The sequence below is a fragment of the Mycolicibacterium alvei genome, assembly GCF_010727325.1.
Lineage (GTDB): Bacteria > Actinomycetota > Actinomycetes > Mycobacteriales > Mycobacteriaceae > Mycobacterium > Mycobacterium alvei.
Genome location: NZ_AP022565.1, coordinates 3,477,464 through 3,503,975, shown reverse-complemented (window position 1 = coordinate 3,503,975; position 26,512 = coordinate 3,477,464). Strand labels below are relative to the sequence as shown.

General features: G+C 65.9%; 25 protein-coding genes. 11 read left to right on the top strand and 14 right to left on the bottom strand.

The genetic code is table 11. The annotated features are described in order from the left end of the window. Nucleotides 1-3 precede the first annotated feature (3 nt). The 6 genes from G6N44_RS16695 to G6N44_RS16670 form a co-directional block, all read right to left on the bottom strand. Nucleotides 4-1,107 carry a phosphodiester glycosidase family protein gene (locus tag G6N44_RS16695; RefSeq protein ID WP_179964585.1) on the bottom strand — a complete coding sequence of 368 codons (1,104 nt, stop codon included), beginning with the start codon at nt 1,105-1,107 and terminating at the stop codon, nt 4-6. A gap of 39 nt (nt 1,108-1,146) precedes the next feature. Further along, a complete protein-coding gene (locus G6N44_RS16690) occupies nt 1,147-1,878 on the bottom strand; it encodes a TMEM165/GDT1 family protein (protein ID WP_163665803.1) in 732 nt (243 codons plus the stop codon). 460 nt (nt 1,879-2,338) lie between these two features. Further along, on the bottom strand, nt 2,339-4,702 hold the full coding sequence (locus G6N44_RS16685) for an ATP-binding cassette domain-containing protein (protein ID WP_163665802.1): 2,364 nt from the start codon (nt 4,700-4,702) through the stop codon (nt 2,339-2,341). A 3-nt stretch (nt 4,703-4,705) separates the two neighbouring features. Further along, complete coding sequence (locus G6N44_RS16680; RefSeq protein ID WP_163665800.1) at nt 4,706-5,116, bottom strand: VOC family protein; 411 nt, start codon at nt 5,114-5,116, stop codon at nt 4,706-4,708. A 5-nt stretch (nt 5,117-5,121) separates the two neighbouring features. Further along, nucleotides 5,122-5,556 (bottom strand): helix-turn-helix transcriptional regulator, encoded by a 435-nt coding sequence (locus tag G6N44_RS16675; RefSeq protein ID WP_163665798.1) that lies wholly within the window; start codon nt 5,554-5,556, stop codon nt 5,122-5,124. A 16-nt stretch (nt 5,557-5,572) separates the two neighbouring features. Then, entirely contained in the window at nt 5,573-6,247 is a 675-nt protein-coding gene (locus tag G6N44_RS16670; RefSeq protein WP_197907465.1) for an ArsR/SmtB family transcription factor, read from the bottom strand. Nucleotides 6,248-6,292: 45 nt separating this feature from the next. Here G6N44_RS16670 and G6N44_RS16665 point away from each other — a divergent pair, with 45 nt between their 5' ends. Then, nucleotides 6,293-7,546 (top strand): MFS transporter, encoded by a 1,254-nt coding sequence (locus tag G6N44_RS16665; protein ID WP_163665796.1) that lies wholly within the window; start codon nt 6,293-6,295, stop codon nt 7,544-7,546. A gap of 45 nt (nt 7,547-7,591) precedes the next feature. On the opposite strand, the gene G6N44_RS16660 is transcribed toward G6N44_RS16665, so the two are convergent. Beyond that, entirely contained in the window at nt 7,592-8,311 is a 720-nt protein-coding gene (locus tag G6N44_RS16660; protein WP_163665794.1) for a pirin family protein, read from the bottom strand. Nucleotides 8,312-8,383: 72 nt separating this feature from the next. Here G6N44_RS16660 and G6N44_RS16655 point away from each other — a divergent pair, with 72 nt between their 5' ends. After that, complete coding sequence (locus tag G6N44_RS16655) at nt 8,384-9,160, top strand: SDR family NAD(P)-dependent oxidoreductase (RefSeq protein ID WP_163665792.1); 777 nt, start codon at nt 8,384-8,386, stop codon at nt 9,158-9,160. A gap of 158 nt (nt 9,161-9,318) precedes the next feature. Further along, entirely contained in the window at nt 9,319-10,731 is a 1,413-nt protein-coding gene (locus tag G6N44_RS16650) for a PE-PPE domain-containing protein (protein WP_163665790.1), read from the top strand. A gap of 73 nt (nt 10,732-10,804) precedes the next feature. On the opposite strand, the gene G6N44_RS16645 is transcribed toward G6N44_RS16650, so the two are convergent. Next, on the bottom strand, nt 10,805-11,929 hold the full coding sequence (locus G6N44_RS16645; protein WP_163665788.1) for an NDMA-dependent alcohol dehydrogenase: 1,125 nt from the start codon (nt 11,927-11,929) through the stop codon (nt 10,805-10,807). A gap of 174 nt (nt 11,930-12,103) precedes the next feature. Between G6N44_RS16645 and G6N44_RS16640 the strand changes: the two genes are divergently transcribed. Both G6N44_RS16640 and G6N44_RS16635 read left to right on the top strand, forming a co-directional pair. Next, nucleotides 12,104-12,595, top strand: a complete 492-nt coding sequence (locus tag G6N44_RS16640; protein WP_163665786.1) for a VOC family protein — start codon at nt 12,104-12,106, stop codon at nt 12,593-12,595. A 163-nt stretch (nt 12,596-12,758) separates the two neighbouring features. Further along, on the top strand, nt 12,759-13,655 hold the full coding sequence (locus G6N44_RS16635; protein WP_163665783.1) for an endonuclease domain-containing protein: 897 nt from the start codon (nt 12,759-12,761) through the stop codon (nt 13,653-13,655). Between the two features lie 40 nt (nt 13,656-13,695). On the opposite strand, the gene G6N44_RS16630 is transcribed toward G6N44_RS16635, so the two are convergent. Further along, nucleotides 13,696-14,721, bottom strand: coding sequence for a sigma-70 family RNA polymerase sigma factor (locus G6N44_RS16630; protein WP_163665782.1), 1,026 nt, complete (start codon nt 14,719-14,721; stop codon nt 13,696-13,698). Nucleotides 14,722-14,765: 44 nt separating this feature from the next. Here G6N44_RS16630 and G6N44_RS16625 point away from each other — a divergent pair, with 44 nt between their 5' ends. Genes G6N44_RS16625 through G6N44_RS16605 form a run of 5 tightly spaced genes read left to right on the top strand, consistent with a single transcriptional unit; the run spans nt 14,766 to nt 18,512 of the window. Continuing rightward, entirely contained in the window at nt 14,766-15,605 is an 840-nt protein-coding gene (locus G6N44_RS16625; protein ID WP_163665780.1) for an alpha/beta hydrolase, read from the top strand. A 35-nt stretch (nt 15,606-15,640) separates the two neighbouring features. After that, entirely contained in the window at nt 15,641-16,591 is a 951-nt protein-coding gene (locus G6N44_RS16620; protein WP_276039631.1) for a hypothetical protein, read from the top strand. Nucleotides 16,592-16,634: 43 nt separating this feature from the next. After that, entirely contained in the window at nt 16,635-17,378 is a 744-nt protein-coding gene (locus G6N44_RS16615; protein WP_163665776.1) for a DUF2786 domain-containing protein, read from the top strand. Continuing rightward, nucleotides 17,375-17,845 (top strand): TIGR04338 family metallohydrolase, encoded by a 471-nt coding sequence (locus G6N44_RS16610; RefSeq protein ID WP_163665775.1) that lies wholly within the window; start codon nt 17,375-17,377, stop codon nt 17,843-17,845. The genes G6N44_RS16615 and G6N44_RS16610 overlap by 4 nt, the downstream gene beginning before the upstream one ends. Before the next feature lie 10 nt (nt 17,846-17,855). Further along, complete coding sequence (locus G6N44_RS16605; protein ID WP_163665774.1) at nt 17,856-18,512, top strand: O-methyltransferase; 657 nt, start codon at nt 17,856-17,858, stop codon at nt 18,510-18,512. Nucleotides 18,513-18,605: 93 nt separating this feature from the next. Here the strand turns inward: G6N44_RS16605 and G6N44_RS16600 are convergent, their stop codons facing one another. From G6N44_RS16600 to G6N44_RS29550, 3 genes are read right to left on the bottom strand one after another with little or no spacing between them, the layout of a single operon-like run. Further along, a complete protein-coding gene (locus G6N44_RS16600; RefSeq protein ID WP_163665773.1) occupies nt 18,606-21,512 on the bottom strand; it encodes an MMPL/RND family transporter in 2,907 nt (968 codons plus the stop codon). After that, complete coding sequence (locus tag G6N44_RS16595; protein WP_235682754.1) at nt 21,509-21,892, bottom strand: MmpS family transport accessory protein; 384 nt, start codon at nt 21,890-21,892, stop codon at nt 21,509-21,511. Before G6N44_RS16595 ends, G6N44_RS16600 begins: the two co-directional genes overlap by 4 nt. Further along, nucleotides 21,801-22,496 (bottom strand): class I SAM-dependent methyltransferase, encoded by a 696-nt coding sequence (locus G6N44_RS29550; RefSeq protein WP_163665771.1) that lies wholly within the window; start codon nt 22,494-22,496, stop codon nt 21,801-21,803. Before G6N44_RS29550 ends, G6N44_RS16595 begins: the two co-directional genes overlap by 92 nt. 141 nt (nt 22,497-22,637) lie before the next feature. On the opposite strand from G6N44_RS29550, the gene G6N44_RS16585 reads away from it, so the two are divergent. Next, nucleotides 22,638-23,219: a TetR/AcrR family transcriptional regulator gene (locus tag G6N44_RS16585; protein ID WP_163665770.1), complete on the top strand. Its 582-nt coding sequence runs from the start codon at nt 22,638-22,640 to the stop codon at nt 23,217-23,219. Between the two features lie 7 nt (nt 23,220-23,226). Here the strand turns inward: G6N44_RS16585 and G6N44_RS16580 are convergent, their stop codons facing one another. Both G6N44_RS16580 and G6N44_RS16575 read right to left on the bottom strand, forming a co-directional pair. After that, nucleotides 23,227-24,930 (bottom strand): aldehyde dehydrogenase family protein, encoded by a 1,704-nt coding sequence (locus G6N44_RS16580; protein WP_163665769.1) that lies wholly within the window; start codon nt 24,928-24,930, stop codon nt 23,227-23,229. A 92-nt stretch (nt 24,931-25,022) separates the two neighbouring features. Continuing rightward, a complete protein-coding gene (locus G6N44_RS16575; RefSeq protein ID WP_163665767.1) occupies nt 25,023-26,477 on the bottom strand; it encodes a hypothetical protein in 1,455 nt (484 codons plus the stop codon). Nucleotides 26,478-26,512: the final 35 nt, after the last annotated feature.

Here is a 26,512-nt window from a genome sequence, read left to right as displayed (position 1 = left end):
CGTTCAGTTGAAGGCGAGCCAGCTGGGCAGGGCCCGCTCGCGCGAATCGCACAGGACCTGACGGGTATCGCAGTTCCCCCGCGGTGATCCGGCGCCGCTCCACATCCCTCCGGTGTCTCGGCGCAACACGATCGCCGACGAGCCGCCACCGTCGAGCAGGATCGCGTTGTCGGCGCCCAGGCCGCGGAACAGGTCCTGGATATTGTCCGGCGTGTAGCTGCCGCCCTGGAAGACGTAGAGGTGATCGGTGGCCCGGTTGTAGCCGACGGCGGTGCGCGCCGCGCTCGGGCCGTTGTCGTTGAGCTGACCGGTGTCGCCGGGCGCAAGCAGTCCGATACCCGCGACCGCGACAAACCGGGTGTTCTGATCGAGCAGGCGCTGGATCACCGGGGTGGCCGAGTCGAAATCGTCCTTGCTCTTGGGCATCACCACGTAGGGGGCGCCGCCCATGGGCAGGATCATGGTGGCCAACGCCGACCAGTGCTCGTTCCCGCCGGACAGGCCCTGCTTGCCGGCGTAGGCGAGGGTGCCGGTGACAGCGGCGTTGGCCCGGCCCTGGCCGCGCGTGTTGTCCACGTAGGCACCCAGCGGGGACGAGCACTTGGTGTCACGCCAGGAGCCGCCCTTCTGCCCACGCACGTCGAAGAAGTTGGCGTTGACCGCGATGGTCGGCTGGCCCAGGACCTGCCAGGCGGCAAGAGGCGCATAGGTTTCCGACGCCTGCCACAGTCCTTCGCCGGTGCGGGCACCGGGGGTGCGCTCGCAGCGGGACTGATAACCCTGATGGCTGTCGACCAGCAGGCGCGGGTTGAGCCGTCCGGAGGCGTTCTTCATCGCCATCAGGTGGCCGCCGTTGTTCAAGGTGTAGGCGCGGCCGTCGGCCGAAAGGAACGGTGCGGCGAACTGGCCGCCGAAGTTGTAGACGAGGTAGGCGCCCTTGGTATTGGCGATCGCCCCGAGCAGCAGTGTCCGGGCGTCTTCGGCGCGTGCGACGGGCGAACCGGTGGTGGCCAGCGCCGCGCAGACGGCAACGGCAGCCGCAGTAGCGACCGCACGCTGGAGGAGTTTTGCCAGGCCTGGCACGAAGTACACAATAACCACACAGATAACTCTGTCAACATGCGTAACAGCCTGGTCACGGTTGGATCAAGACGGGATCGCACCCGGTTGATCGGTGTTAGCTGGCGCGGCAGCCTCGGGCTTGCGCAGCGCCGCCGGCCGCAAATGTGCCGGCAGTGCACGCAGGCCTGCTGCGCACAGCGCCGTCACGGCAATCGCCCCCGCGGTACTCGCCCACGCGGGGGCGACCGGGAATGCGCCTTCCAGCAGCATCGCCAGACCGAAGATGACGAACAGCGCCGCCGCACCCAGTTGGATCATCCGCTCGGGCAGGTGCTTGCCCGCGATCGCCCCGACCGCGATGGCCAGCGCGTCGGCGGCCACCATGCCGATGGTGGAACCGATCCACACGCCCACCCAGTCGTTGTCGGCAGCGAGCGTGATCGTCGCGAGCATGGTCTTGTCGCCGAGTTCGGCGAGGATGAAGGCCGAGGTGACGGTGAAGAACGCCGGAGCGGTCGAACGTTCGGCTTTGGTCGCCTCATCGTCGGACAGCTTGTCGCCGCGCAGAGTCCACAGCCCGAAGAACACGAATGCCACGCCGGCCAGGATGCCGAGCAGATGTGTCGGCAGTGCCGCGCCGAGGTAGTGACCGACCCCGACCGAGACCAGGTGAACTGCGGTGGTGGCCGCGGTGATACCGATGAGCACCACCCACCAGCGGTAGCGCAGCGCAAAGGTCATTGCCATCAACTGGGACTTGTCGCCGAGTTCGGCGACGAAGATGACGGCGAAGCTCACGAGCAGAGCAGCGAGCACTCAACAACTCCTCGGTCGTTGGCTGCCGTTGGGGGCTGAAACAGATGCCTCCGGCCGGCGAACCAATGGTCTACGGCCGAAGGTCTCGCCCACCGGTCGAGGACCGGTTCGGATAACCGGGCCGATATTGCATCGCTGCGCGGCCAGTATGTCGAATATCCGATTGGGGGCTACTCCCCTTCGCTGTTGTCCACCATACGCACCCCGGAACCGACGGTGCAAACCATTCCACCCGAAAGTGCTTATTCGGCAATAAGTTTGGGAATCAACACGAGAAAGTTCGGGTTCCCTGACAATGTTTGGGCGCAAGCCTCGCCATTGATGGCGGGGTGTGTCCATCCCGTCAGCCGGCGGGGGTAGCCCGGCGGTCAGGGTGGTCGGGTTTGTCCGTCGGCATATTGCTTGATGATCGATAGGGCGCGGCTGCGCAGGAGACGGCGAAGTGGGACGGAGGTGTGGTTCAGGCACCCACATATTCGGCGAGGTGCTGCCCGGTCAGCGTGGCCCGGTTGGCGACCAGATCTGCCGGGGTGCCCTCGAAGACGACGCGACCGCCGTCGTGCCCGGCGCCCGGGCCCAGGTCGATGATCCAGTCGGCATGCGCCATCACCGCCTGATGATGCTCGATCACGATCACCGACTTGCCGGAATCCACCAACCGGTCCAGCAGGCCGAGCAACTGCTCGACATCGGCCAGATGCAGGCCGGTGGTCGGTTCGTCCAGGATGTACGTGTCGCCCTTCTCGCCCATCTGCGCGGCCAGCTTGAGCCGCTGCCGCTCACCACCTGACAGCGTGGTCAACGGCTGCCCCAGGGTCAGATAGCCCAGACCGACGTCGGCCATCCGGGACAGGATCTTCTGCGCGGCAGGCGCTTTTGCCTCACCGTCGGCGAAGAACCGCTCCGCCTGACTGACCGGCATGGCCAGCACCTCGGCGATATCGCGGCCGCCGAGGGTGTACTGCAACACCGAGGCGCCGAACCGCCTGCCCTCGCATTCCTCGCAGGTGGTCTCGACGGTGGCCATCACTCCGAGGTCGGTGTAGATGACCCCGGCGCCGTTGCACGTCGGGCAGGCGCCCTCCGAATTCGAGCTGAATAGAGCGGGTTTGACGCCGTTGGTCTTGGCGAACGCCTTCCGGATCGGGTCGAGCAACCCGGTGTAGGTGGCCGGGTTGCTGCGGCGTGAGCCGCGGATCGGGCTCTGATCGACCACCACCACACCGTCGCGGCCGGCCACCGAACCGGCGATCAGCGAACTCTTGCCCGAGCCCGCGACCCCGGTGATCACCACCAGTGCGCCCAGCGGGATGTCGACGTCCACGTCGCACAGATTGTGGGTGTCGGCACCGCGGATCTCCAACGCGCCGTTGGCTTCCCGCACCGTGTTCTTCAGGGCCGCGCGGTACCCCAGGTGACGGCCGGTGACAGTGTCGCTGGCCCGCAGGCCTGTCACGCTGCCCTCGAAGACCACCTCGCCCCCGGCCGACCCGGCACCCGGTCCCAGGTCGACGACATGGTCGGCGATCGAAATCGTCTCGGGCTTGTGCTCGACGACCAGCACGGTGTTGCCCTTGTCCCGCAATGCCAGCAGCAGGTTGTTCATCCGGGTGATGTCGTGCGGGTGCAGGCCGATGGTGGGCTCGTCGAAGACGTAGGTGACATCGGTCAGCGAGGAGCCCAGGTGCCGGATCATCTTGACGCGCTGGGCCTCTCCGCCGGACAGCGTGCCCGCCGGGCGGTCCAGGGACAGATAGCCCAACCCGATCTCGACGAACGAGTCCAGCGTGTGCTGCAGGGCCGCCAGTAGCGGGGCCACCGATTGATCTTTGACCGTTGCGAGCCAGGCAGCCAGGTCGGTGATCTGCATCGCGCACGCTTCGGCGATGTTGACGCCGGCAATCCTCGACGAGCGCGCGGTCTCCGACAGTCGGGTGCCGTCGCACTCCGGGCAGGTGGTAAACGTGACCGCGCGCTCCACGAACGCCCGGATGTGCGGTTGCATGGCCTCGACATCCTTGGCCAGGAAGGACTTCTGGATCTGTGGGATCAGCCCCAGGTAGGTCAGGTTGACCCCGTCGACCTTGAGCTTGGTCGCCTCCTTGTGCAGCAGTGCGTCGAGTTCCTTCTTGGTGAACTTGTTGATCGGTTTGTCCGGATCGAAGAAGCCGCAGCCCCGGAAGATCCGGCCGTACCAGCCGTCCATGCTGAACCCCGGGATACTCAGCGCACCTTCGTTGAGCGATTTGGTGTCGTCGTACAGCGCGGTCAGGTCGATGTCGTTGACCGCGCCGCGGCCCTCGCACCGCGGACACATCCCGCCGAGGATGTTGAAGTCACGCCGTTCCTTGACGGTCCGGCCGCCCTTCTCCAGCGTCACCGCCCCCGCCCCGCTGATCGAGGCCACGTTGAACGAAAACGCTTGCGGCGAACCGATATGCGGGCTGCCCAACCGGCTGAACAGGATCCGCAGCATCGCCCCGGTGTCGGTGGCGGTGCCTACCGTCGAGCGCGGGTCGGCACCCATCCGCTGCTGGTCCACGATGATCGCGGTGGTCAACCCGTCGAGAACGTCGACCTCGGGCCGCGCCAGATTCGGCATGAAGCCCTGCACGAACGCGCTGTAGGTCTCGTTGATCAACCGCTGGGATTCGGCGGCGATCGTGTCGAACACCAGCGAGCTCTTGCCCGACCCGGAGACGCCGGTGAACACCGTCAATCGGCGCTTGGGCAACTCGATGTCGACGTCCTTGAGGTTGTTCTCGCGGGCACCGGTGACCCGGATCAGATCGTGACTGTCGGCGGGATGCGTCGTGGCGCTCATCGGCTAGGGCAACTCCTGGATTCGGATCATGTTTCCGGCGGGATCGCGAAGGGCGCAGTCACGCACACCGTACGGCTGCTCGGTGGGTTCCTGGACCACCTCGACATCTCCGGCCTGGACCTTGTCAAACGTGCTGTCGAGATCTTTGGTAGCCAGCAGGAGCGTGCCGAAGGTGCCCTTGGCCATCATCTCGGCGACCATGCGGCGCTCGTCGTCGGTGAGACCGGGGGTGGCCGTCGGCGGGTAAAGGACGACAGACGTGTCGGGCTGGTTCGGGGGACCGACCGTGATCCAACGCATCCGGTCCTTGCCGACGTCGAGACGGACCTCGAAGCCGAGGATGTCGCGATAGAACGCGAGGGATTCTTCCGGATCGTCGAGCGGCAGCATGCTTGAGTGAATGGTGAGTTCCATGAATTTCACGCTAGATGGAGGCGGGCGCTGGGCGCTTCTCGATTCCTGACCGGTTTGGTGACCTGTTTCTCCATGCACGACGGCAGGCCGTCGGTCACCGCGGCGGTCTGCTCGCGGTAGCGGCTGGGCGGGATGCCGACGAGTTCGGTGAACCGGGTGCTGAACGTGCCGAGCGAGGAACAGCCGACGGCGAAGCAGACCTCGGTGACGGTCAGGTCGCCACGGCGCAGCAGAGCCATCGCCCGCTCGATACGACGGGTCATCAGATAGGAGTAAGGCGACTCGCCGTAGGCGATCTTGAACTGCCGCGAGAGGTGCCCGGCAGACATATTGACCCCGCGGGCAAGCGCTTCGACGTTCAGCGGCTGCGCGTACTCGCGGTCGATGCGGTCCCGGACCCGGCGCAGGAGCTTGAGATCGCCCAGCTGTTGGTCGGTCACATCGGCGATCGTACGTCTAGGCCCCGGTGCTGACCGGATGCCCGGCGAGCCGCCATTCGACCATTCCGTCGTTGAGCCGGACGGCGCGGCGGCCGTCGGCAGTCAGGGTCCGGACGGCGTCGTGCGCGTACCCGCAGTACTCACCGCGGCAGTAGACGACGATGTCGGCGTCGGTGGGTAGTTCGGTGATGCGGTCGGCGAGTTCATCGACCGGTATCGAGACGGCGCCGGGGATGTGTCCGGCGAGAAACTCCTCGCCGGGCCGGACATCGAGCACCACCACACGCGCGTCGTCGTCCCGGTCGTCAATACGGGACCGCAACTCGTGACTCTCGATGCCGACGCCCGCCGGCCCGCCGAGATAGGTGTCACGAGCCGCGCTGACCTGCGCCCGGCGCCGGTCGGCCACCGTGCGCAGCAGGACCAGCAACTGCGCGACGTCGTCGCCGGCCAGGCGGTAGTAGATCTTGACGCCCTCGCGACGGGTCTCGACGAAGCCGGACTGTTTGAGCACCTGCAGGTGTGACGAGGCGGTGGTCAGGTTCAGGCCTGCCGCACGGGCGAGGGCCTCGACACTGCGTTCAGCCTGGCTCAGTAAGTCGAGCAGCTCGAGCCGGCTGGCGTGGGACAGTGCCTTGCCGCTCGCGGCGAACTCTTCGTACAGATGCGTCTTCGCTGGTGAGCTGCCCATCACCATAGTATTCCATAAATTCATGGAATATCGTATAGTCGTGCCATGAAGTTCGCCGACCGCGTCGAACTCGGCCTGCGAGAAAACTGGCTGCAGTTCACCCTGCTGGTGATCGTCAACGTCTGCGTCGGCGCCCTGGTGGGCCTGGAACGCACCACGGTTCCGCTGATCGGATCCGAAACCTTCGGGCTGACAAACGATTTGGCCGTGTTCTCGTTCATCATCGCCTTCGGCGTGACCAAGGCGCTGACCAATCTCGCGGCGGGGGCGCTGACTGCGCGATTCCGCCGCAAGCACCTGCTGCTCGCCGGATGGGCTGCCGGTGTCCCGGTGCCGTTCATGTTGGCGTGGGGTCCGTCCTGGAGCTGGATCGTGGCCGCCAACGTGCTGCTCGGTCTCAACCAGGGTCTGGCCTGGTCGATGACGGTCAACATGAAGATCGACCTGGTGGGTCCGGAGCGGCGGGGCCTGGCCACCGGACTCAATGAGGCGGCCGGGTACGTGGCGGTGGGTGCCACGGCCCTGCTGACCGGGTACCTCGCCAGCGCCTACGGACTACGTCCGGCGCCCGAGCTCATCGGCGTCGTGTTCGTCGTCGCCGGGCTTGCGCTGTCCCTGGTCGTTCGAGACACCGCCGCACACGTTGCGCTGGAACTGGAGCGACACTCGCATCCGGCTCCCGCCGGCGACGGGGGCCTACGGACGATCTTCGCGCGTACCAGCTGGGGCGACCGCAGCCTGCGGGGCGCCAGCCAGGCCGGCCTGATCAACAACCTCAATGACGGCCTCACCTGGGGTGTGTTCCCGCTGTTGTTCACCGATTACGGCTTGGGCCTGGCCGCGGTCGGCCTGATCAAGGGTCTCTACCCGCTGCTGTGGGGGCTCGGCCAGATCCCGACCGGGCACCTCGCCGACCGGATCGGCCGCAAACCCCTGATCGTCGCCGGAATGCTGGTTCAGGCAGCCGGATTCGGGTTGGCCTTGGCGCTGCTGAACTGGCCGCTGTTGGCCGGTGTCACCTCGGCGATAGCCCTCGGTATCGGCACTGCGATGGTCTATCCGGCGCTGATCGCTGTGGTCTCTGATCACGCCCATCCGAGTTGGCGGCCCAATGCGCTTGGTACCTACCGGTTCTGGCGGGATGCGGGGTACGCCGTCGGCGCCCTGGTGGCCGGTGCGATGGGCAACTGGCTCGGACTGGAGTCTGCGGTCGTCGTGGCCGGCGTGCTGACCGCCATCTCCGGCCTGCTCGCGGCCCGGTGGATCACCGACCGGCCCCGCGCTGCCGCTGACGTCTAAGCCGGTGCGGTCAGGCGGTACACCGCGGTGATCAGTGCGATCGCGCTACACGCCGCCCAAACCCGCATTCATCTCCCAGACCAGGATCTCGGCGTCGGCGTCGGCGGTGACCCGCCCACCCGAATCGGTGAGCCGGGCGGCGTCACCCTCGGCGAGCGGGCCGGATCCCTCCAACGTGACCGTGCCGCGCGCGACGAACAGGTGGACGAACCGGGCCCGCGGAAGGGTGACCGAATCACCGGGCTGCAGACGCGCGCCGTACAGCGTGGCATCGCGGTTGCCCACGGTGACCGCCGCGTCGATGGCGCCGGAGGCGATCGGCGTCAGCGTGTTGGTCAGCTCGATCTCCTGCTGCTGATAGCTCGGCGTCACCCCGGCGGTGTCGGGCAGAACCCACATCTGCACGAAATGCACGGGCTCGCTGTCAGATCCGTTCTTCTCCGAATGCTGCACCCCGGTGCCCGCCGACATCCGCTGGGCCAGACCCGGGTAGATCACCCCGGAGTTTCCCATCGAATCCTCGTGGGCCAACTGACCCGACAACACCCAGGTGACGATCTCCATGTCGCGGTGCGGGTGGGTATCAAATCCTGCAGCCGGTTCAACAATGTCGTCGTTGTTCACCAGCAACAGGCCGTGGTGGGTGTTGGCCGGGTCGTAGTAGTCGGCGAAGGAAAACGAATGCCGTGACTGCAGCCAGTCGGTCGTGCTCGCGCCGCGGTCCGCGGAGCGCCGGATGTCGACAGTGGACGTCCCCGAAGCCATGGAGTCAGCCTACCGACGGCCTTTACTGACCAACCGGTGGTTCGGGGAGGGCCGGGGCTTAGTGTGTTGGGCGTGGAACTCAACGGAGCAAGCGCCATCGTCACCGGTGGCGCATCAGGTATCGGCGCGGCGACTGCCCGCCAGTTGGCTGCCAAGGGAGCCCGCGTTGTCGTGGCTGACCTGCAGGCGGACAAGGGCGAGGCGCTCGCCCAGGAGATCGGCGGCGTCTTCGTCACCGTCGACGTCACCAACACCGACCAGATCATCGATGCGGTCAAGACCGCCGCGGACCTCGGCCCGCTGCGCGCGCTGGTGAACTCGGCCGGCGTCGGCTGGGCGCAGCGCACCATCGGCAAGGACGGCGAGTTCTCCTCGGCTCACGACCTCGGCCTGTACAAGAAGGTGCTCGACATCAACCTGGTCGGCACCTTCGACTGCATCCGCATCGCGGCCACCCAGATGAGCAAGAACGAGCTCAGCGACACCGGTGAGCGCGGCGCGATCGTCAACATGACCAGCGTCGCGGCTTTCGACGGCCAGATCGGCCAGGCGGCGTACTCGTCGTCCAAGGGCGGCGTGGTCGGCCTGACCCTGCCGGTGGCCCGTGATCTGTCCGCTGTGGGCATCCGGGTCAACACCGTGGCCCCCGGCCTGATCGACACCCCGATCTACGGCGAGGGCGAGGCGTCCGAGGCGTTCAAGGCGAAGCTCGGTGAGTCGGTGCTGTTCCCGCATCGCCTGGGCAAGCCCGACGAGCTGGCCTCGATGGTCGTCGAGCTGCTGACCAACTCGTACATGAACGCCGAGGTGGTCCGCGTCGACGGCGGCATCCGGATGCCACCCAAGTAATCCTCGCGAACAGACGCAAAAGCACCCCAAAACCGTTGTTTTGGGGTGCTTTTGTGTCTGCTCGTTATAGCTTCCGATACGAGATGCGCCGACGAACGGAGATCATGGTGCGGGGTAGAGCTTCGATCGGTAAGCGATGGCTGGCCGCTTCTGCGGCGGTGGCGGTCACCGCCGCGACGACATTCGGTGCGACGGCCCATGACGCCGCGGATTCGAATGAAACTTACAGCACTGCAGTGCAACTCGCCGGCACCACGTTGGGTGTGGGCGGCACTACCGAAGGCTGGGGACTGAGCATCCCGTTCAACTTCAACGGCACCATCATGCCGGAAGGCGATCTCTACTGGGGGGTTGCGTATCCGGGGATGTTTCTCGTCGACATCCCGGTGATATCGGACCTGCCGGTGCTGTCGGATCTGCCGTATTGGCCGCAGAGTATGGGTAGTTCGGTTGACAAGGGGGTGGCCGCGCTGGGGAAGGCGGTCGCCAAGATGCCGCCGGATGAGAAGACCACCATCATCGGGATGTCGCAGGGTGCCATGGTGGTGGAAAATGTCCGCGCGGACATGGCGGACGATCCGAACTACGTGCAAAATGCGCAGAATTACGAGTTCATTCTGCTGGGCAACCCTTACCGGCCGGCGGGCGGCATCGCCACGCGTTTGACGGGCTTCATGGACGCCCCGATATTCAACCTGCTCGACTTCTCGCGCGAGCGGCCCGCGTCTACCGACAGCCCGTTCAAAACCACCGATTACAGCAATCAGTACGACCCCGTCTCAGACTTCCCGGCGTACTTCAATCCGCTGGCGCTGGCCAATGCCGGGGTCGGATTCTTCTTCCAGCATGCGATCCCGGGGTATTTCTTCGACGATCCGAACGCCGCGAACCGGGTTGAGACAACCGTCGGCAATACCACTTACGTGCTTTTGCCCCAGCATCTTCCACTGCTGTACCCGATGCACGTGGCCGCTTCGCTGGTCGGCATGGAGCGGTTCGTCGATTTCATGGAACCCACTCTCCGGGTCCTCGTCGAGATGGGCTACGACCGTACTGCAGACCCGAGCAAGGTCCAGCCGTTCAGCTTCTTCACGCCGCGGTCCAAGATCGAGGCGGGGCTCAGGCAGTTACCGGGAGCGATCGCCGAGGGAGCCGAAATCTTGGCGGGAAAGCCCTACACGCCGCCGGCACCGCCTGCGCCGATCGTTTCCGGCGCCGACCCCGGTGCCGTTGCTCGAGGCGTGGACGCATCAGAGGTGGCTGCGCAAGGGGAAGCCACACCGCGGGAAGCCCTTCGGCAGGTGGCGGCGCGCACAGTGCCCGGTACCACCCCGGTCAGCACCAAAGACCTCAGCACCGAAGGCACAGTGGCTTCCACGCCGGATGCCAAGCCCGAGGCGCCGGCCCGTCATGCCGCCGACAAGATCCGAGTCCGTATTGAGAAGGCTGTCGACAACAAGATCGGCAAGAACTTCAAGATCGGCAAAGGCTTGAACAGGGCCGACGACGAAAGGACGGCCGGTGCCGACAAGCCCGACCGGGCCGGGCGAGTCGCCAAGTCCAGGAGGTAATCCTGCTCCAAATGAAAACCACCCCAAAACCGTTGTTTTGGGGTGGTTTTCCGTCTGTCCGCGTAGGGAGGGTTTACCAGTCAGATTCGTCGAACGTGATGACACCGCGAATGTTGTTGCCGTCCAGCATGTCCTGGTAGCCGGAGTTGATGTCCTCGAGCTTGTAGGTCCGCGTGATCATGTCGTCGATGTTGAGCAGGCCCGACTTGTACAGTGCGGTGAGCCGAGGCGTTTCGACGTGCGAGTTGCCGCCGCCGAAGATGTTGCCCTTCAACGTCTTCTGCAACATGGTGAACAGGAACAAGTTGAGCTTGACGTCGGCGTCCATCATCGAACCCATGCCCGTCACCACGCAGGTGCCGGTCTTGGCGGTGAGGATCATCGCCTCTTCGATGTACTCGCCCTTCATCTCACCCACGGCGATGATGACCTTGTCGGCCATCAGGCCCCAGGTCGTGTCGATCATCGGTGCGATGGCTTCCGCCATCGACGGGTAGACGTGGGTGGCGCCGAACTTGATGGCCTGCTCGCGCTTCCACTCGTTCGGGTCGATCGCGATGACATGCTTGGCGCCCGAGATCACCGCACCCTGCAGTGCGCTCATGCCGATGCCGCCGACACCGACGATGACGACGGTCTCGCCGGGCTTGACGTCGGCGACGTTGGTGGCCGAGCCGAACCCCGTCGGCACCGCGCAGCCCATGATGGCCGCGGTCTCGAACGGGATGTCCTTGTCGATCTTGACGACCGAATCCTTGTGCACGGTCATGTACGGCGCGAAGGTGCCGAGCAGGTTCATCGGCGAGACCTCACGGCCGCCGGCGGTGATGCGGCTGGTGCCGTCGGCGATGGCCTTACCGCCGAGCAGCACGGCGCCGCGGTCACACAGCGAGCGGAAGCCCTTCAGACACGGCGGGCAGGCACCACAGGCCGGGATGAAGGCGAGGATGACGTGATCGCCCTCTTCGATGCCGGTGACGTTCTTGCCGACCTTGGTGACGACGCCGGCGCCCTCGTGGCCGCCGAGCGCAGGCAGCGCCATCGGCGTGGCACCGGTGGTCAGGTGGTAGTCCGAGTGGCACATGCCCGCGGCGTGCATCCGGATCTGTACTTCGTCGGCGACAGGGTCACCGAGGTCGATCTCATCGACCTTGAATGGCGAGTTGAGTTCCCACAGCAGGGCGCCCTTGGTCTTCATGGAAGGCAATAATAGAACAGGTTGCAATACTGTAAGGTAACCACCCTCTGAACTGGTATTTGTCTTGCTTCGTTTCGTTGTCGAGTGGCCCGTTGTGACACGCGTCAGGTGCATTTGTGTGCATCAGGTGGCCACTCGGCGATGAACTCCCCGCCCGACGCGGGTCTAGATGACATGACCGAAATCAACGCAAGCATCGTCCCCAACCTCTGGTTCGACCGTGAGGCTGAGCAGGCCGCGAAACACTACATCGACGCGTTCGGCGGCAACGGCCGCATCGTCAAGACCATCGCTTCGCACCCGGATTCGCCGTCTCCGCAGGACGTGCCGGTGGTGGTCGAGTTCGAGCTCTCCGGACAGCGCTTCGTCGGCATCAACGGCGGCCCGCACTTCCACTTCACCGAGGCCGTCTCCCTGGAGGTGCGCGTCACCGGACAGGAGCTGCTCGACCAGATCTGGGCGGCGCTGGTGGAGGGCGGCGAGGAACTGCCGTGCGGCTGGCTCAAGGACAAATACGGGCTGGCCTGGCAGATCACCCCGACCGACTACTACGACCTGCTGGCCAAAGGTGATGACGCTGCCAACGATCGGTTGATGTCGGCGGTGCTGAAGACCGTCGGCAAGTTCGACATCGCCGAACTGCAGGCGGCTTACAACGGTTCGTAACCTCCCCAGTGGCCAGTTATCGCACGTTGATGCCTATTCGGTGTGCAGTAAGTGGCCGCTCAGCGGGCGGGGGGATATCCCCAGAGCGACGTTGATCCACAGCAGGTGCGCCACCGCGAGAGTCTCGGGGGAGTGTGTCGCACGGCGTCGCGACGGTAGCGCCATGGACTACCCCTTTCTCGGAACAGAGGCGTTGGCCGCAGGAACGGTGACCAGGCGGAGACTCGCAAGTCGTTATGCGGCGGTCTACCGCGACGTCTACCTCGCCAAGGACGTAGAGATGACGGCGACGAAGCGCGCGGTGGCTGCGTGGCTGTGGTCTGGGCGCCAGGCGACGTTGACGGGTCTCTCGGCGTCGGCGGTCTACGGCACGCAGTGGATCGATCCGGCAGCGCCTGCCGAGCTCTACCGTCGCAATGGAAAGCCGACGACGGGGATCGTCGTACACCGTGACGAGTTGTATGCCGAGGAGACCCGCGTGTTCACCGGTCTCCCGGTGACAACTCCCGGGCGTACGGCTTTCGATCTGGGCCGACGCCCGGGGCGGGACGAGGCTGTCATTCAGCTCGATGCCCTCGCGCAGGCGACCTGCGTGTGCGCGGCCGATATCGCGCCACTTCTCGAGCGGCATCCAGGGGTGCGAGGACTGGTTCAGCTCCGCGAGGTGCTCGACCTGATGGATGGCGGTGCGGAATCGCCGCCGGAAACCCGCACCCGCCTGGTGCTCATCGACGCCGGGCTGCCGAAGCCGCAGACGCAGATCGTGGTGCATGGGAACTTTGGTGCCAGACGGTCTGCGCGGATAGACATGGGCTATGCCCAGTTCAAGGTCGGGGTCGAATACGAGGGCGCCCAGCACTGGACCGATCCTCGGGTGCGGGCCAACGACATCGACCGCTACGCCGAGCTCGCTGCACGGGGTTGGCTGATCGTCAGGGTCAGCTCCGACATGCTGAGGTATCGCCCACATGTCATCGTCGCTCGGGTTTGTGCGGCATTGCAGGCCCGAGGCGCCGGGTGGCCAGTTATTGCACGGATTTCAGAAGATCGTGTGGCGTAACTGGCCACTCGACGTCCGAGGCTCCAAGGCGCCGAGGCGCTCAAAGCGCAGCCGGCAGCCCGAACTTCTCGAACAACGAGGGCTCCATGAACGCCACCACATGCGAGATGCCGTCCTGGCCGATGTCGAGGACATGGAGCTGAAAGGCGTCGTGCCGGCCCGTACCGGGATTCAGCAGGTACATCGCCGCGGCGGGCTGGCCATTGGCGCTCGTCGCGACGAACCGCATGTCCCCGGGCTTCTCGGCGGGGCACTTGTAGCGGGACAGATCGCCGATGGCCTGCGGTCCCTGATACCAGGTATCGAACGGCGGCATCTCCCAGATCGCCTCGGCGGTGAACAACTCGACCAGCGTGTCGATGTCGTAGGCCTCGAAGGCGGCCATGTACCTGTCCAGCAGGTTCTGTGCGTGCGGGGAGTCGGGCGGGTCGATCGCATCGTCCTGGCTGGGGCCCACCGCGTTGAGCTGGGCCCGCGCGCGCTGCAACAGGCTGTTGACCGCCGCTGTCGACGTTCCGATCGCCTCACCTACTTCGGAGGCCTTCCACTGCAGTACCTCGCGCATCACCAGCACCGCCCGTTGGCGCGCTGACAGGTGTTGCAGCGCGGCGACGAAAGCCAGTCGCACCGAGTCGCGCGTCCCCACGATCGTGCTGGGATCCGCGGGGTCGTCGGTGGAATCGGGAAGCGGCTGCAGCCACGGAATCTCGTGGCGTTCGGAGATCTCATCGGTGGGCGACGAACTCGGAGTGCCCAGGCCGGAGGGCAGCGGACGGCGTTGCCTGCCCTCCAACGCCGTCAGGCACGTATTGGTGGCGATGCGATACAACCAGGTGCGCACCGAGGACTTCCCCTCGAAACCCCCGTACGCCTTCCAGGCGCGCAGATAGGTTTCCTGCACCAGATCCTCGGCATCGTGCAGCGAGCCGGTCATCCGGTAGCAGTGCGCCAGCAGCTCACGGCGGTAGCGCTGGGCGTCGGCCAGGAATACGTCGGCCGGATTGTCATCTTCGAGGCGGTGAGCGAGGACCGTCACATTCGCGAGCTTACGCAGCACCGCTGACAACTTCGAGCGGAAAATGTCCGACCAGTGCGGCTACGCTCGCCAGGGTGACCAGCACGCGTAGTGAGCAGACCTTTGACGGCGTCGGCGGGGTCCGCATCGTCTACGACGTATGGACGCCCAAGACCGCGCCGCGCGGCGTCGTCGTCCTCTCTCACGGCCTGGGTGAACACGCCGGGCGGTACCACCACGTCGCGCAGCGGTTCGGGCAGGCGGGACTCGTCGTATATGCCCTGGACCACCGCGGTCACGGTCGTTCCGGCGGCAAGCGGGTGTACCTACGTGACATGTCCGAGTACGTCGGCGACTTCCACACGCTGGTCGGCATCGCCGCCTCCGAGTACCCACAACTCCCGCGCGTCGTGCTGGGGCACAGCATGGGCGGCGGCATCGTGTTCAGCTACGGCGTCGAATACCCCGACGAATACACCGCGATGGTGCTGTCCGGGCCCGCGGTTGCCGCGCAGGCCGCGGTGTCGTCGGTGCTGGCGGTCGCGGCCAAGGCGCTCGGCAAGATCGCGCCTGGACTGCCGGTGGAGAACCTCGACGCCAATGCGGTGTCCCGTGACCCCGAGGTGGTCGCGGCGTACAACGCCGATCCGTTGGTGTGGCACGGCAAGGTCCCGGCAGGCATCGCCCGGGCGCTGATCATCGTGGGGGAGACCATGCCGCAGCGGGCCTCGGCCCTGACGATGCCGCTGCTGGTGGTGCACGGTGAGAAGGACCGGTTGGTGCTCGCCGAAGGGAGCCACCGCCTGGTCGAATGTGTGGCCTCCGAGGATGTGCACCTCAAGGTGTATCCGGGTCTGTTCCACGAGGTGTTCAACGAGCCCGAGAAGGAGCTGGTCCTCGACGACGTGACGTCCTGGATCGAGACACACCTGTGAGAAGGCTTGTGGCAGCGCTGTTTTCGGTGCTGCTGATGGCTGGCTGCGGGGCAACCGGGTCGGAGGAGGGCCGGCAACCGGCGTGGACCGATACCGAGGTCACGTTCGACGCCGACGGTCTCACCATCCACGGCACCTACCGGACCGAGGACGCGTCGGGTCCGGCCGCACTGCTGATCTCGGAGAGCGGACCCACCGACCGCAACGGCGACAATAAGGTCGTCGGCCCGATAGGCAATATGCGCCAGCTCGCAGAAACGTTGTCGGACAAGGGCGTCGCCACCCTGCGCTACGACAAGATCGGCACCGGAGCCACCGCGCTCGGACCCTTCGAGAACAAACCCACCGAGGTGGTCAGCGGCGTCTACACTTCCGGCGCGGCCGCCGCACTGCGCTTCCTGGCCGCCCAACCCGACACCGACGCGGCCAAGCTGTCGATCTACGCGGTGGGCGAGGGCGCCATTCACGCGATGACGCTGGGCGGTGCCGCTGATCCGAAGGTCGGATCGCTGGCCCTGTTTCAACCGTTGTCCGGCCGCTACCTGGACATCATCACCAACCGGGTGCGCGCCGGGGCCGCCCCCGAAGTGCTGACCGCCTGGCTGGCCGCGGTGGACGAGATCCGCACCAGGGGGACCGTGCCCGCCGATCTCCCCGAAGGCCTGAGCGCGATCGTCAACAAGAACAACCTCAACGCCATTGTCGCGGCCGACAAGATCGACCCGCTGCAGTTGGCCGCCGCACTGCCGGACGGTATGCCGGTGCTGCTCACCTGCTCGGACTCCGACGCCCAGGCCGGCTGCGAGATCGAACGCCCCCTGATCGGCGCACTCCGGCACACCGCGCTCACCGTCGTCGAGCTCAAGGGGGTCAACCACGTGCTGCGTGACGATCCCACCGACAACATCGCCGATTACGGCAAGCCCGGGCCGTTGTCACCCCAGGTGGTGGACGCGATCGGCACCTTTGTCGGTGCCGGTGGCTAGGTTTGTCGTGTGAGTGGCGAGCAGGAAGCGGAGCGGATCGCGGATGGCTGACGACAAGATGTTGGCGCGGATCGCAGCGCTGCTGCGTCAGGCTGAGGGCACCGACAACACCCACGAGGCCGAAGCGTTCATGGCGGCAGCTCAACGGCTGGCCACGGCGACGTCCATCGATCTGGCACTGGCCCGGTCCCACTCCGCCGAACGCACCAGGGCGCAGATGCCCGTGCAGCGCACCATCACCATCGGGGAGGCCGGCACCAAGGGGCTGCGCACGTATGTGCAGTTGTTCGTGGTGATCGGGATGGCCAACGACGTGAAGTGCGACGTCGCCTCCAACTCGACGTTTGTCTACGCCTACGGGTTCGCCGAGGACATCGACGCCACCCACGCGCTCTACACCAGCCTGGTGCTCCAGATGGTGAAAGCGTCCCAGAGCTACATCGGCTCGGGTGCGCACCGCCCGACACCGACCATCACAGCCCGGCTCAACTTCCAGTTGGCGTTCGGCGCCCGCATCGGGAAGCGGCTGTCGGAAGCCAAGGAGGAAGCCCAGCAGGAGGCCGGCCGCAATGATCGCCCCGGAACGGCAATCGCGTTGCGGAACAAGGATATCGAGCTGAAAAGCTTCTACCGATCGGCATCGCAGGCCCGGGGTACGTGGCGGGCCAGCAGTGCATCGGCCGGATACTCGTCGGACGCCCGCCGGGCCGGGGACCGAGCCGGCCGGCACGCCCGGATCGGGCCGCAGCACGAGATCTCCGGCGCGCGCGGCGCCCTGGAGAAGTGAGCACCAAGGACGCCCAGCGGGCCAGGGTGTACGCCGCCGAGCAGTTCGTGCGCACCATGTTCGACCGTGCGGCCCAACATAGTTCGCGTGCCGTCGACTTTTTCGGCACGTCGCTCACCCTGCCGCCCGAGGCGAAATTCGGGTCGGTGGATTCGGTGCAGCGCTACGTCGACGACGTGATCGCCCGAGTCGGTGCTGATCCGGTCGCCGTGCGCCGACGTCGAGGGGTGACTGCCGCGCACTACGAACTGGTCAACGGCAAGGCCGTCATCGCCGTGCCCGAGCGCGATACCTGGGCCCTGCGAGAGTTGGTGGTACTGCACGAACTTGCCCACCACGTCAGCCATGCGGACCCGCCCCACGGCCCGGCCTTCGTCGTCACCTACTGCGAACTGTGTTCAACGATCATGGGGCCGGAGGTCGGGCTGGTGCTGCGGATGGTGTACGCCAAGGAAGGCGTCCTCTAGCCTGGCGCACATGACCGAACCCCGCGATGTCGACGCCATGTTCAACGAGGTGCTGCGCACCGAGGACGAGGCGCTGATCGAGGCACGTCAATCCGCACACGACGCCGACATGCCCGCCATCGAGGTGTCCGCTCAGCACGGCAAACTGCTGTCGCTGCTCGCGACGATCTCCGGGGCGCGTCGGGTGCTGGAGATCGGCACGCTGGCCGGCTACAGCACGATCAACCTGGCCCGCGGGGTGGGACCGGACGGCAGCGTCGTCACCCTCGAGTTCGAGCCCCGGCACGCCGAGGTGGCTCAGGCCAATCTGGCGCGGGCCGGCGTCGCGGACCGGGTGGAGGTGATCGTCGGCACCGCGCTGAACACGCTGCCGCTGCTGGCCGAGCGCGGTGACGTGTTCGACCTCGTCTTCATCGACGCCGACAAGGAGAACAACGTCGGATACGTGGACTGGGCGATCAAGCTGGGCCGGCCGGGCTCGATCATCGTGGTGGACAACGTCACCCGGTTCGGTCGGGTACTCGCACCGGCCCCCGACGACGCACAGGCGCAGGCCGTGCGGGACATGCTGGAGATGATGGGCGCCCATCCGCGGTTGGATACCGCGGCCATTCAAACCGTGGGCACCAAGGGCTGGGACGGTTTCGCCGTCGCGCTGGTCAGGTAACCCGCTCTAACCGCCCACTCAAACGCCACGAGCGTGCGCAGTCTGCTGGTGTTCGTCGGTGTGTCGACCAACAGACCCGCACGCTCGTGGTGCTTAAGAGAGGGTGTCCTGCGGTTCGCGCTGGATCGGCTGCGGCCACGGCGCCGGCACGGGACGCTGACGCACCCGCTGCGGCCACCAGAACCATTTGCCCATCAGTGCGGCGATCGACGGGGTCATGAAGGATCGGATGACCAGGGTGTCGAACAGCAGACCCAGACCGATGGTGGTGCCCACCTGGCCGATCACGGCCAGTTCGCTGATCGCCATCGACATCATGGTGAAGGCGAATACCAGGCCCGCCGAGGTGACCACCGAACCGGTACCGCCCATGGCGCGGATGATGCCGGTGTTGAGCCCGGCATGGATCTCCTCTTTGAACCTGGCGACCAGCAGCAGGTTGTAGTCCGCGCCCACGGCCAACAGGATGATCACCGACATGGCCAGCACCATCCAGTGCAGCTCGAGCCCGATCAGGTGCTGCCAGATGAGCACCGACAGTCCGAACGAGGCGCCGAGGGACAGCACCACGGTGCCGACGATGACCGCGGCGGCGATCATGCTTCGGGTGAGGATCAGCATGATGATGAAAATCAGGCACAGCGAGGCGATTCCGGCGATCAACAGGTCGTAGTTGGCGCCTTCCTGCATGTCCTTGAACATGGCCGCGGTGCCGGCGAGATAGATCTTGGAGCCCTCCAGCGGGGTGCCCTTGATGGCCTCCTTGGCGGCCAGCTTGATCGGGCCGACGTGCGCGACCCCTTCGGGGCTCATCGGATCGCCCTCATGGCTGATGATGAACCGCACCGCGTGCCCGTCGGGGGACAGGAACATCTTCATGCCGCGTTTGAAGTCCGGATTCTCGAAGGTCTCCGGCGGCAGATAGAACGAGTCGTCGTTCTTGGCATCGTCGAAGGCCTGACCCATGGCGGTGGAATTCTCCTGCATGGCCGCCATCTGATCCTGCATGCCACCTTGGGTGGCCTGCATGGTCAGCATCATCGTCTTCATCGTCTTCATCGTCGTGATCATGGGCTGCATGTTCGCGATCATCAGCGGGATCAGCGCATTCATCTTGTCCATGTCAGGGACGATCTGCTCGAAATCCGCTGTCATCGTGTCGACGCCGTCAAGGGTGTCGAACACCGACCGGATCGACCAGCACATCGGGATGTTGTAGCAGTGCGGTTCCCAGTACAGGTAGTTGCGGATCGGGCGGAAGAAATCGTCGAAATCCGAGATGTGGTCCCGCAGTTCCTTGATGTCGTCGACCATTCCGTGCATCTTGCCGACCATGCTGTTCATCACGTCGCGCATCTGTTCCATGAGCGCGATCATCTGGGTCATCGTGTCGACCGTGATCTGCATTTCGTCGGCCTGCTTGAGCATGTCGGCCATCCGGTCCTGCATGTACTTCTGATTCATCGTCTGGGTCGTGCCCTGCATGCTGATGTTGAACGGGATCGAGGTGTGCTCGATCGGCGTTCCCTGCGGGCGGGTGATGGCCTGGACCCGGGAGACACCCGGCACGCCGACAATGCGTTTGGCGATCCGCTCGATCACCAGGAAGTCCGCCGAGTTGCGCAGATCGTGATCACTTTCGATCAGCAGCAGTTCGGGGTTCATCCGGGCCGGGGAGAAGTGGCGGTCGGATGCGGCGTAACCGGTGTTGGCGGGTAGGTCCGGCGGGAGGTAGTCGCGGTCGTTGTAGTTGGTCCGGTAGCCCGGCAACGCGAGTAGACCGATCAGGGCCAGCGCGATGGTGGCGACCAGGATGGGCCCGGGCCAGCGCACCACGGCGGCACCGATCTTGCGCCAGCCGCGGGTGCGCATGGCGCGCTTGGGTTCCAGCGTCTTGCCGAACCTGCTGGCCACCGAGATGATGGCTGAACCGAGGGTGAGCGCGACGAGCACCACCGTGACCATGCCGATGGCCAGGGGGATACCCAGCGATTGGAAATAAGGCAGACGGGTGAAGTGCAGGCAGAACGTGGCGCCGGCGATGGTCAGGCCCGAACCCAGGATGACGTGGGCCGTCCCGCGAAACATGGTGTAGTAGGCCTGTTCTCGGTCTTCGCCGACACTTCGGGCCTCTTGATATCGACCTATCAGGAAGATCGCGTAGTCCGTCGAGGCGGCGATGGCCAGCATCACCAACAGGTTGGTGGCGAATGTCGAGAGCCCGATGATGTTGTAGTAGCCCAGGAAGGCGACCAGACCGCGGGCGGCCGACAGCGACAGCACCACCATCACCAGCGTGAGGAGCACCGTGATGATGGAGCGGTAGACCGTGAGCAACATGATGATGATGACCACGAAGGTCAGAGCGGTGATCATCTCGAGGCTGCGGTTACCGGCGATCTCCTGATCGGCGGCCATCGCGGCCGGGCCGGTCACGTAGGCCTTGACGCCGGGGGGTGCCGTGACGCTCTGGACGATGCGTTCGGCGGTTTCCACCGATTCGTTGGCCAGCGCCTCGCCCTGGTTACCGGCGGTGTAGACCTGCACATAGGCGGCCAAGCCGTCGGAGCTCTGGGCGCCCGACGCGGTCAGCGGGTCGCCCCAGAAGTCCTGGACGTGCTCGATGTGCTTTGTGTCGGCCTCGAGCTTGGCGACGATCTCGTCGTAGTACTTGTGCGCTTCGTCGCCCAGCGGCTTGTCGCCCTCGAGCACGACCATGACCGAGCTGTTGGACTTGAACTCCTGGAACACCTCGCCGACACGCTTCATCGCGATCATCGACGGCGCGTCGTCCGGTGTCATGGACACCGAGCGCATCTTCCCCACCTCTTCGAGCTGGGGAACGATCACGTTGAGGACGGCGATGATGGCGACCCAGCCGATGATGACCGGGATGGCCAGCCGCCGGATCCACTTGGCGATCCCGTCGTGCGTGGCGGGCTGGGCGTGCTGTGGACCGCCGGCCGGGATCGAGTCGGTGGGGGCGTCGTAATTGCTCATGCAGATTTCACCAAGCAGAAGGTCTGGGCGTTCACGCCGTTGGAGGTTCTCTCGTCCTTGAGCTCGTCATCGACGGTGATGCGGCAGCTGATCGTGTCGCCGTTGCCCTGCGCGACGATGTTGGGGAACACCGACGGCGCGGTGGACTCCAGGCGCAGCGACCACGGCAGGGTGACCCCGTCGATGCGCTGGGGCTGTGCGTCGAGATCGAGGTAGTTCACGTCTGCCGTCGCCCCGGGGACGCCGTAGATCTCGTAGACCACGACCTTGGGGTCGAAGGGTTTGGTGTCATCGACCTTCGCGCTGGTGATTCCGGTGCCGCCGCCGGCGCCGAAGAACGTGCGTACCCGCATGACTGTGAACCCGCCGACCAATACCACCACGGCGATGATCAACGGAATCCAGAACCGTCTCAACAGCTTCATATTCGCTGGTCGGCCTTTCGGAGGTCAGGTACGCAGTGACGTACTGGCTAGCTGCGAAGCTCCACTGCCAGGTGGTGAGCATGTCGGTATCGGCGGCGACGTCCCCGTCGGAATCGTCCCGGAACGGGCTGACCGAAATCTCCGAGATCAGCCGGCTGCCCGGTGCGCTCAGGACGGTGATGTCGCCGACGAGTCGACGCTGCTCATCCGATGGAATGAAGGGTAATACGCCTTCCACGCTCCACAGGGTGCTCCGGTCGGCGTGGAATCCCGCCCGGGACAGCGCGTCGGGCCAGTTGCCGCTGATGTCGGCGGGGACGCCGCGCACGGCGGTCGTGGGTGCGGTGTCGGCCATGGCGTCGGTTTTGACGTCGAGGATCGCCGGATGGTCGACGACGTACACGCGGGTTCCGGCCGGCCAGGGCAGTTGATAGGGACGGGGGTCCAGGTCGGAGGCCAGGAACACCACCTGCTCGAAGCCGGATTCGACAGCAGTGATCAGGAAGGTGTCGAGTGGATCGAGGAGGTCTGCCGGATGGGAGACGAACGAACGTGGCATCAACACTCCTCCCCCGCGGGATCCCTTGCCGGATGTAAAGTGAAACCTATACAGTCGGCTAACTTCAATCAAGTTAGTTTGGCTATTGACGCTGTGATCTAGACCGCGCTCGGTAACGCTCGGCGCGACGAAGGGACGGGTGTGGCGAAGGCTGTTGCTCCGCGTGGCTTTGCGCGCGAGCGGGTGCTGGAGGCGGCTCTGAGCCTGTTCGCCGAGCACGGCGTCAACGGCACATCGCTGCAGATGATCGCCGACCGCCTTGGAGTCAGTAAGGCGGCTGTCTACTACCAGTTCCATTCCAAGGACGAGATCGTGCTGGCGGTCATCCAGCCGGTCTTCGACGACATGGTGCGCCTGGTCCGCATCGCCGAGGCGATGTCCACGCCCGAGGCCCAGCAGGAGGCTGCCGTCAGCGGCATGGTCGAGATGGCCGTGCGGCACCGCCGGGTCACCGCGGTGTTCCACGGCGACCCCGTTATCGACGGTCTGGTGCAGGGTCGGGCCGAACTCCAGGACACGATCGAGCGGTTGACCGGGATCCTCCTGGGCCCCGAGCCCGGGGCCGCCGACCGGATCTGCATGTCGGTGCTCGCCGCGGGCATCTACGGCAGCGCCACCGACCCCGCCCTCAATGACGTCTCCGACGGGGAACTGCACCGGGTGCTGCTCGACTGCGCGCAGCGACTACTGCGTGCGCCCGCCACGCCCGTCGTCTCCGGCTGACCCGTACTCAACCCCGCAGCGCCGACGCGAAGATCGCGGGCAGCTTGCCCCAGCCGGGTGCTCCGGCGAAGTCCACCAACAGCCGTCCCGTCGTGGCCGCGGTGTGGTTGTTGACGAACCACGGCGGCTTCGGCGACAGCGACCACTCGCCGCCGAAGACCGAACGCGGCGCGGGCCGGAAGGGGCCGCGGACCACCGTGCGTTCCGGGCGGTCGAGCAGAAAAGCGTTGTGCACCACGCCGGTTCCGCTCTGGATGTCATTGCGCCTGTGCCCGGGGAAGGCCCCCCAGGTGGCCGTCGGCGTCAGGTAGCCGACAGCGGTCCAGGCGTTGATCGCGATGGTGCCGTAGCGCAACCGCTCGACGAGATGGTCGAACTTGTCACCGAGGCTCCCGAGGGTGCTCGGGTGAGCGATGATGTTGACCCCGAGGGTGCCGACGAACTCGTCGTTCGCGACGCGCACGGCCTCCTCGAGGAATCTTTCGGCCGAACTGTCGTCTGCTGTGTCGAGTTCGATCACGCCGAGGACCGGACCGAAATACTCGGTGTGCAACAACGCTTCGCGGTCGGCCGGATCGACCACCAGGACCCTGGCACCTCGCGAGCCCAGGTGCTGTGCATCCGGATACGACGTGTCCGCGCTCGCCACCCTGACATCGGAACCGGGGTAGTAGGCGGCCCGTTCGGGGGCGTCGTCGACGGCCTTGCGGATGGCGTCGATGAACTCCTCGCGCTGCGCCCATCGCTTGGGCAGGACCACCACCTGCGCGGCCACACAGTTGTAGCCGTTGTTGTGTAACCGTTGTGTGGCAACGTGATTGGCCTGGAACTCGATGTCGGCCCTACTCCAGTTGCCGGGCAGCACGATCGTCGGCGACACCCCGCCGAGTTCGGCGGTCATCTCCTTGTCGAGCACCGGCTCGTCGGCGGCCTTGCGCCGGGCACCCTCGTCGCCGGTGCCGAACACGATGGCGTCGTAGGTCAGGGCGCTACCGGTCATGTGTACATGGTCAACGAGCTTGTGCCGCACCAGGTATGTGCCGGTCTCGGCCCCGCCGGTCAGGATGCGTACCGCGCCGAGGGCGATGAACGGAGCCAGCACCTTGGTCAGCGCGGGTAGCAGTGGGTCGGTGATCGGGTTGAGCTTGAGGGCCACCACCCGGTTGTTGGCGTACAACTCGTAGATGGTGTCCAGTGGGGCGATCGAGAAGATGTTGCCCGCACCCAGAACCGCGCCGACACCGTTGGTGCGGGACGGGTCGCGTTGGGCCAGACCGGCCGACCGGATTGCCTCGGCCTTCTCGATTCCGGGTTGCAGCCACACCTCGGCGCTGAACCCGGACAGCAGCAGCTGGTCGAAGGTGTTGAGCGGCAGGGCTTTTACCGTCGTGCGGCCGCCGGGGGCGTAACCGAACCCGGCGCCGTCGAGCGGGCTGCGGCCCGTTTCGAGCTTGGCCAGGCTCTCCGACAGCGCGCCCAGCCCGGCCGCCAGTGAGTACGGGCCGGACATCCATTCCTCGCCGACCAGCGGCGAGGACGGGTCGAGTTGTTTGATCCCGACGGCGGCGTCCACCCATTCGGCGGCGTGACGCACCGTCAGTGCGCGCACTTCGTCGAGCAGCCCGCGCCGGGCCGCCAATGACAGCGAAGCCCAGGTCTTTTCACCTTCGACGAGTTCCGCGAGGGCCTCGTCGATCTGTGTTTCGGTCATGTCAGCTCACGCTCTTGTCGAATCGGACCAATTCGTGGCCAGCGTACTGCTCGAGCGGGGCTTGTTTGCCCGACTTCGTGCGAGCCTCGGCGTCACCAGCGGCAGATGTCGGGGCCCCAGCCCGAGTCGATGGCGCGGAAGGCGAGCAGATGCCCTTGCCACCACGGCAGTGGCGCCGCGAGCACGGGATCTTTGGTCGCGTCATCCACCACGCGCGGCGACCCGTCGCGCAGATAGGCGAGCCGGACGCCGCTGATACCGGCGTCCTGCCACAACATCACGCTGCGCCGCAGCTCGAGCCAGGGGATACGGACCGGGGGGTCTTCCGACATCCAGCGGACCTGTCGGCGAAGGTGTGTCAGGTCGGCCGATTGGGGTGGAAACTCCATTCCGACGATCGTGACGGTGTCGCGCTGATAGTCGGCGAGTTGGAGTGCGGTGACGCCGGGCAACAGATGATTGGAGGTGCCTTCCTCGGTATGCAGGTTGCTGAACATCGAATAGTTCGACACGGTCTTGAGCCCCACATACGGCGTCACCCCGTTGGCGAACGCCAGCAGCGGTGCGACGAGCAGCACCAGGGGGCGAAAGCTCCAGTTCGGGGCGCGGACCCCGGCCGCCTGTGCGGAGCGGTACGCCCGCAGCAGCGCGACCATGAACGGCACCACCGCGACGAACCAGGTGAGTACGAGCAGGGTGTGCCAGTGGAGGCCGACCGGGCTGCTCGGGGAGTCGGCCGAACTCGACAGCACACTGATCAGCACATGGGCCGCGAAGCCCGCGAGCGCGACTCGGCGCAGTGCGGTGCCCCGGGTTGCCAGGGCGGTGAACACCTCGGTCGGGACGAGCAGTACGTACACCGCGAACACAACCGTGGCGAAGTCGTAGAACGAGGCCATCGCCAGGATCGAGTGGAAGCCCACCCCGAGCAGCACGCCCCAGAAACGTAGCTTCGGCACCGCCAGCAATCCGAGAATGGCGGCCTCGATCACCACCGCGGCGATGCCGACGAACTCGCCGACGGCCTGGCTCGGTGTGACGCCGTCGACGCCGTTGAGCCAGATGAGCTGGCCGAACAGCTCGCCGCCACACGATGTCGCCGGGGTGAAGTAAGCGGTATTCAGCTTGTCGAAGACCGTGAACAGGTAGACCACGAGCAACACGAGGCCGATCGGGCTGCGCGCGGCATCCAGCCAGCGCTCGACAAAGTTGTCCGCCGCATCCGGCCGGCTTCGGGTGGCCCATGCCCACAACGCCGCGGTGCCGAGGCCGACGGCGATCAGCAGGCTCAGCACCAGGTGGTTTGCCGCCGCGGGCAGGTTCAGCGCGGCCACTCCTGCGCCGGCTGCGACGGCCAGACCGGCGGCGGCCACCGAGCCGGGAAATACCAGGGCAGGCAGGCCGGCCAGTAGTGCCGGCAGCACCGCAAGGGGCTGGCTGTCGGAGTAGTGAAACACCAACGCCATCGCGAACAGCGTTGCGAACCAACCGAGTTGCTGATGTGCGCCGGTGGGGTCGTCCGTCCGGACGTTGCTGCGCCACCGCATTGCGAACACCTTACTTGGCGGGCCTCTGTGAGGGT

Bases quoted from the DNA above. Each gene is read 5' to 3' on its own strand.
- G6N44_RS16620 (WP_276039631.1), top strand. From the start codon at position 15,641: ATGGCTGGCTGCGGGGCAACCGGGTCGGAGGAGGGCCGGCAACCGGCG.
- G6N44_RS16635 (WP_163665783.1), top strand. From the start codon at position 12,759: ATGGACTACCCCTTTCTCGGAACAGAGGCGTTGGCCGCAGGAACGGTG.
- G6N44_RS16670 (WP_197907465.1), bottom strand. From the start codon at position 6,247: ATGGGCAGCTCACCAGCGAAGACGCATCTGTACGAAGAGTTCGCCGCG.
- G6N44_RS16640 (WP_163665786.1), top strand. From the start codon at position 12,104: ATGACCGAAATCAACGCAAGCATCGTCCCCAACCTCTGGTTCGACCGT.
- G6N44_RS16615 (WP_163665776.1), top strand. From the start codon at position 16,635: ATGGCTGACGACAAGATGTTGGCGCGGATCGCAGCGCTGCTGCGTCAG.
- G6N44_RS16580 (WP_163665769.1), bottom strand. From the start codon at position 24,930: ATGACCGAAACACAGATCGACGAGGCCCTCGCGGAACTCGTCGAAGGT.
- G6N44_RS16645 (WP_163665788.1), bottom strand. From the start codon at position 11,929: ATGAAGACCAAGGGCGCCCTGCTGTGGGAACTCAACTCGCCATTCAAG.
- G6N44_RS16605 (WP_163665774.1), top strand. From the start codon at position 17,856: ATGACCGAACCCCGCGATGTCGACGCCATGTTCAACGAGGTGCTGCGC.
- G6N44_RS16600 (WP_163665773.1), bottom strand. From the start codon at position 21,512: ATGAGCAATTACGACGCCCCCACCGACTCGATCCCGGCCGGCGGTCCA.
- G6N44_RS29550 (WP_163665771.1), bottom strand. From the start codon at position 22,496: ATGCCACGTTCGTTCGTCTCCCATCCGGCAGACCTCCTCGATCCACTC.
- G6N44_RS16660 (WP_163665794.1), bottom strand. From the start codon at position 8,311: ATGGCTTCGGGGACGTCCACTGTCGACATCCGGCGCTCCGCGGACCGC.
- G6N44_RS16575 (WP_163665767.1), bottom strand. From the start codon at position 26,477: ATGCGGTGGCGCAGCAACGTCCGGACGGACGACCCCACCGGCGCACAT.
- G6N44_RS16685 (WP_163665802.1), bottom strand. From the start codon at position 4,702: ATGAGCGCCACGACGCATCCCGCCGACAGTCACGATCTGATCCGGGTC.
- G6N44_RS16665 (WP_163665796.1), top strand. From the start codon at position 6,293: ATGAAGTTCGCCGACCGCGTCGAACTCGGCCTGCGAGAAAACTGGCTG.
- G6N44_RS16680 (WP_163665800.1), bottom strand. From the start codon at position 5,116: ATGGAACTCACCATTCACTCAAGCATGCTGCCGCTCGACGATCCGGAA.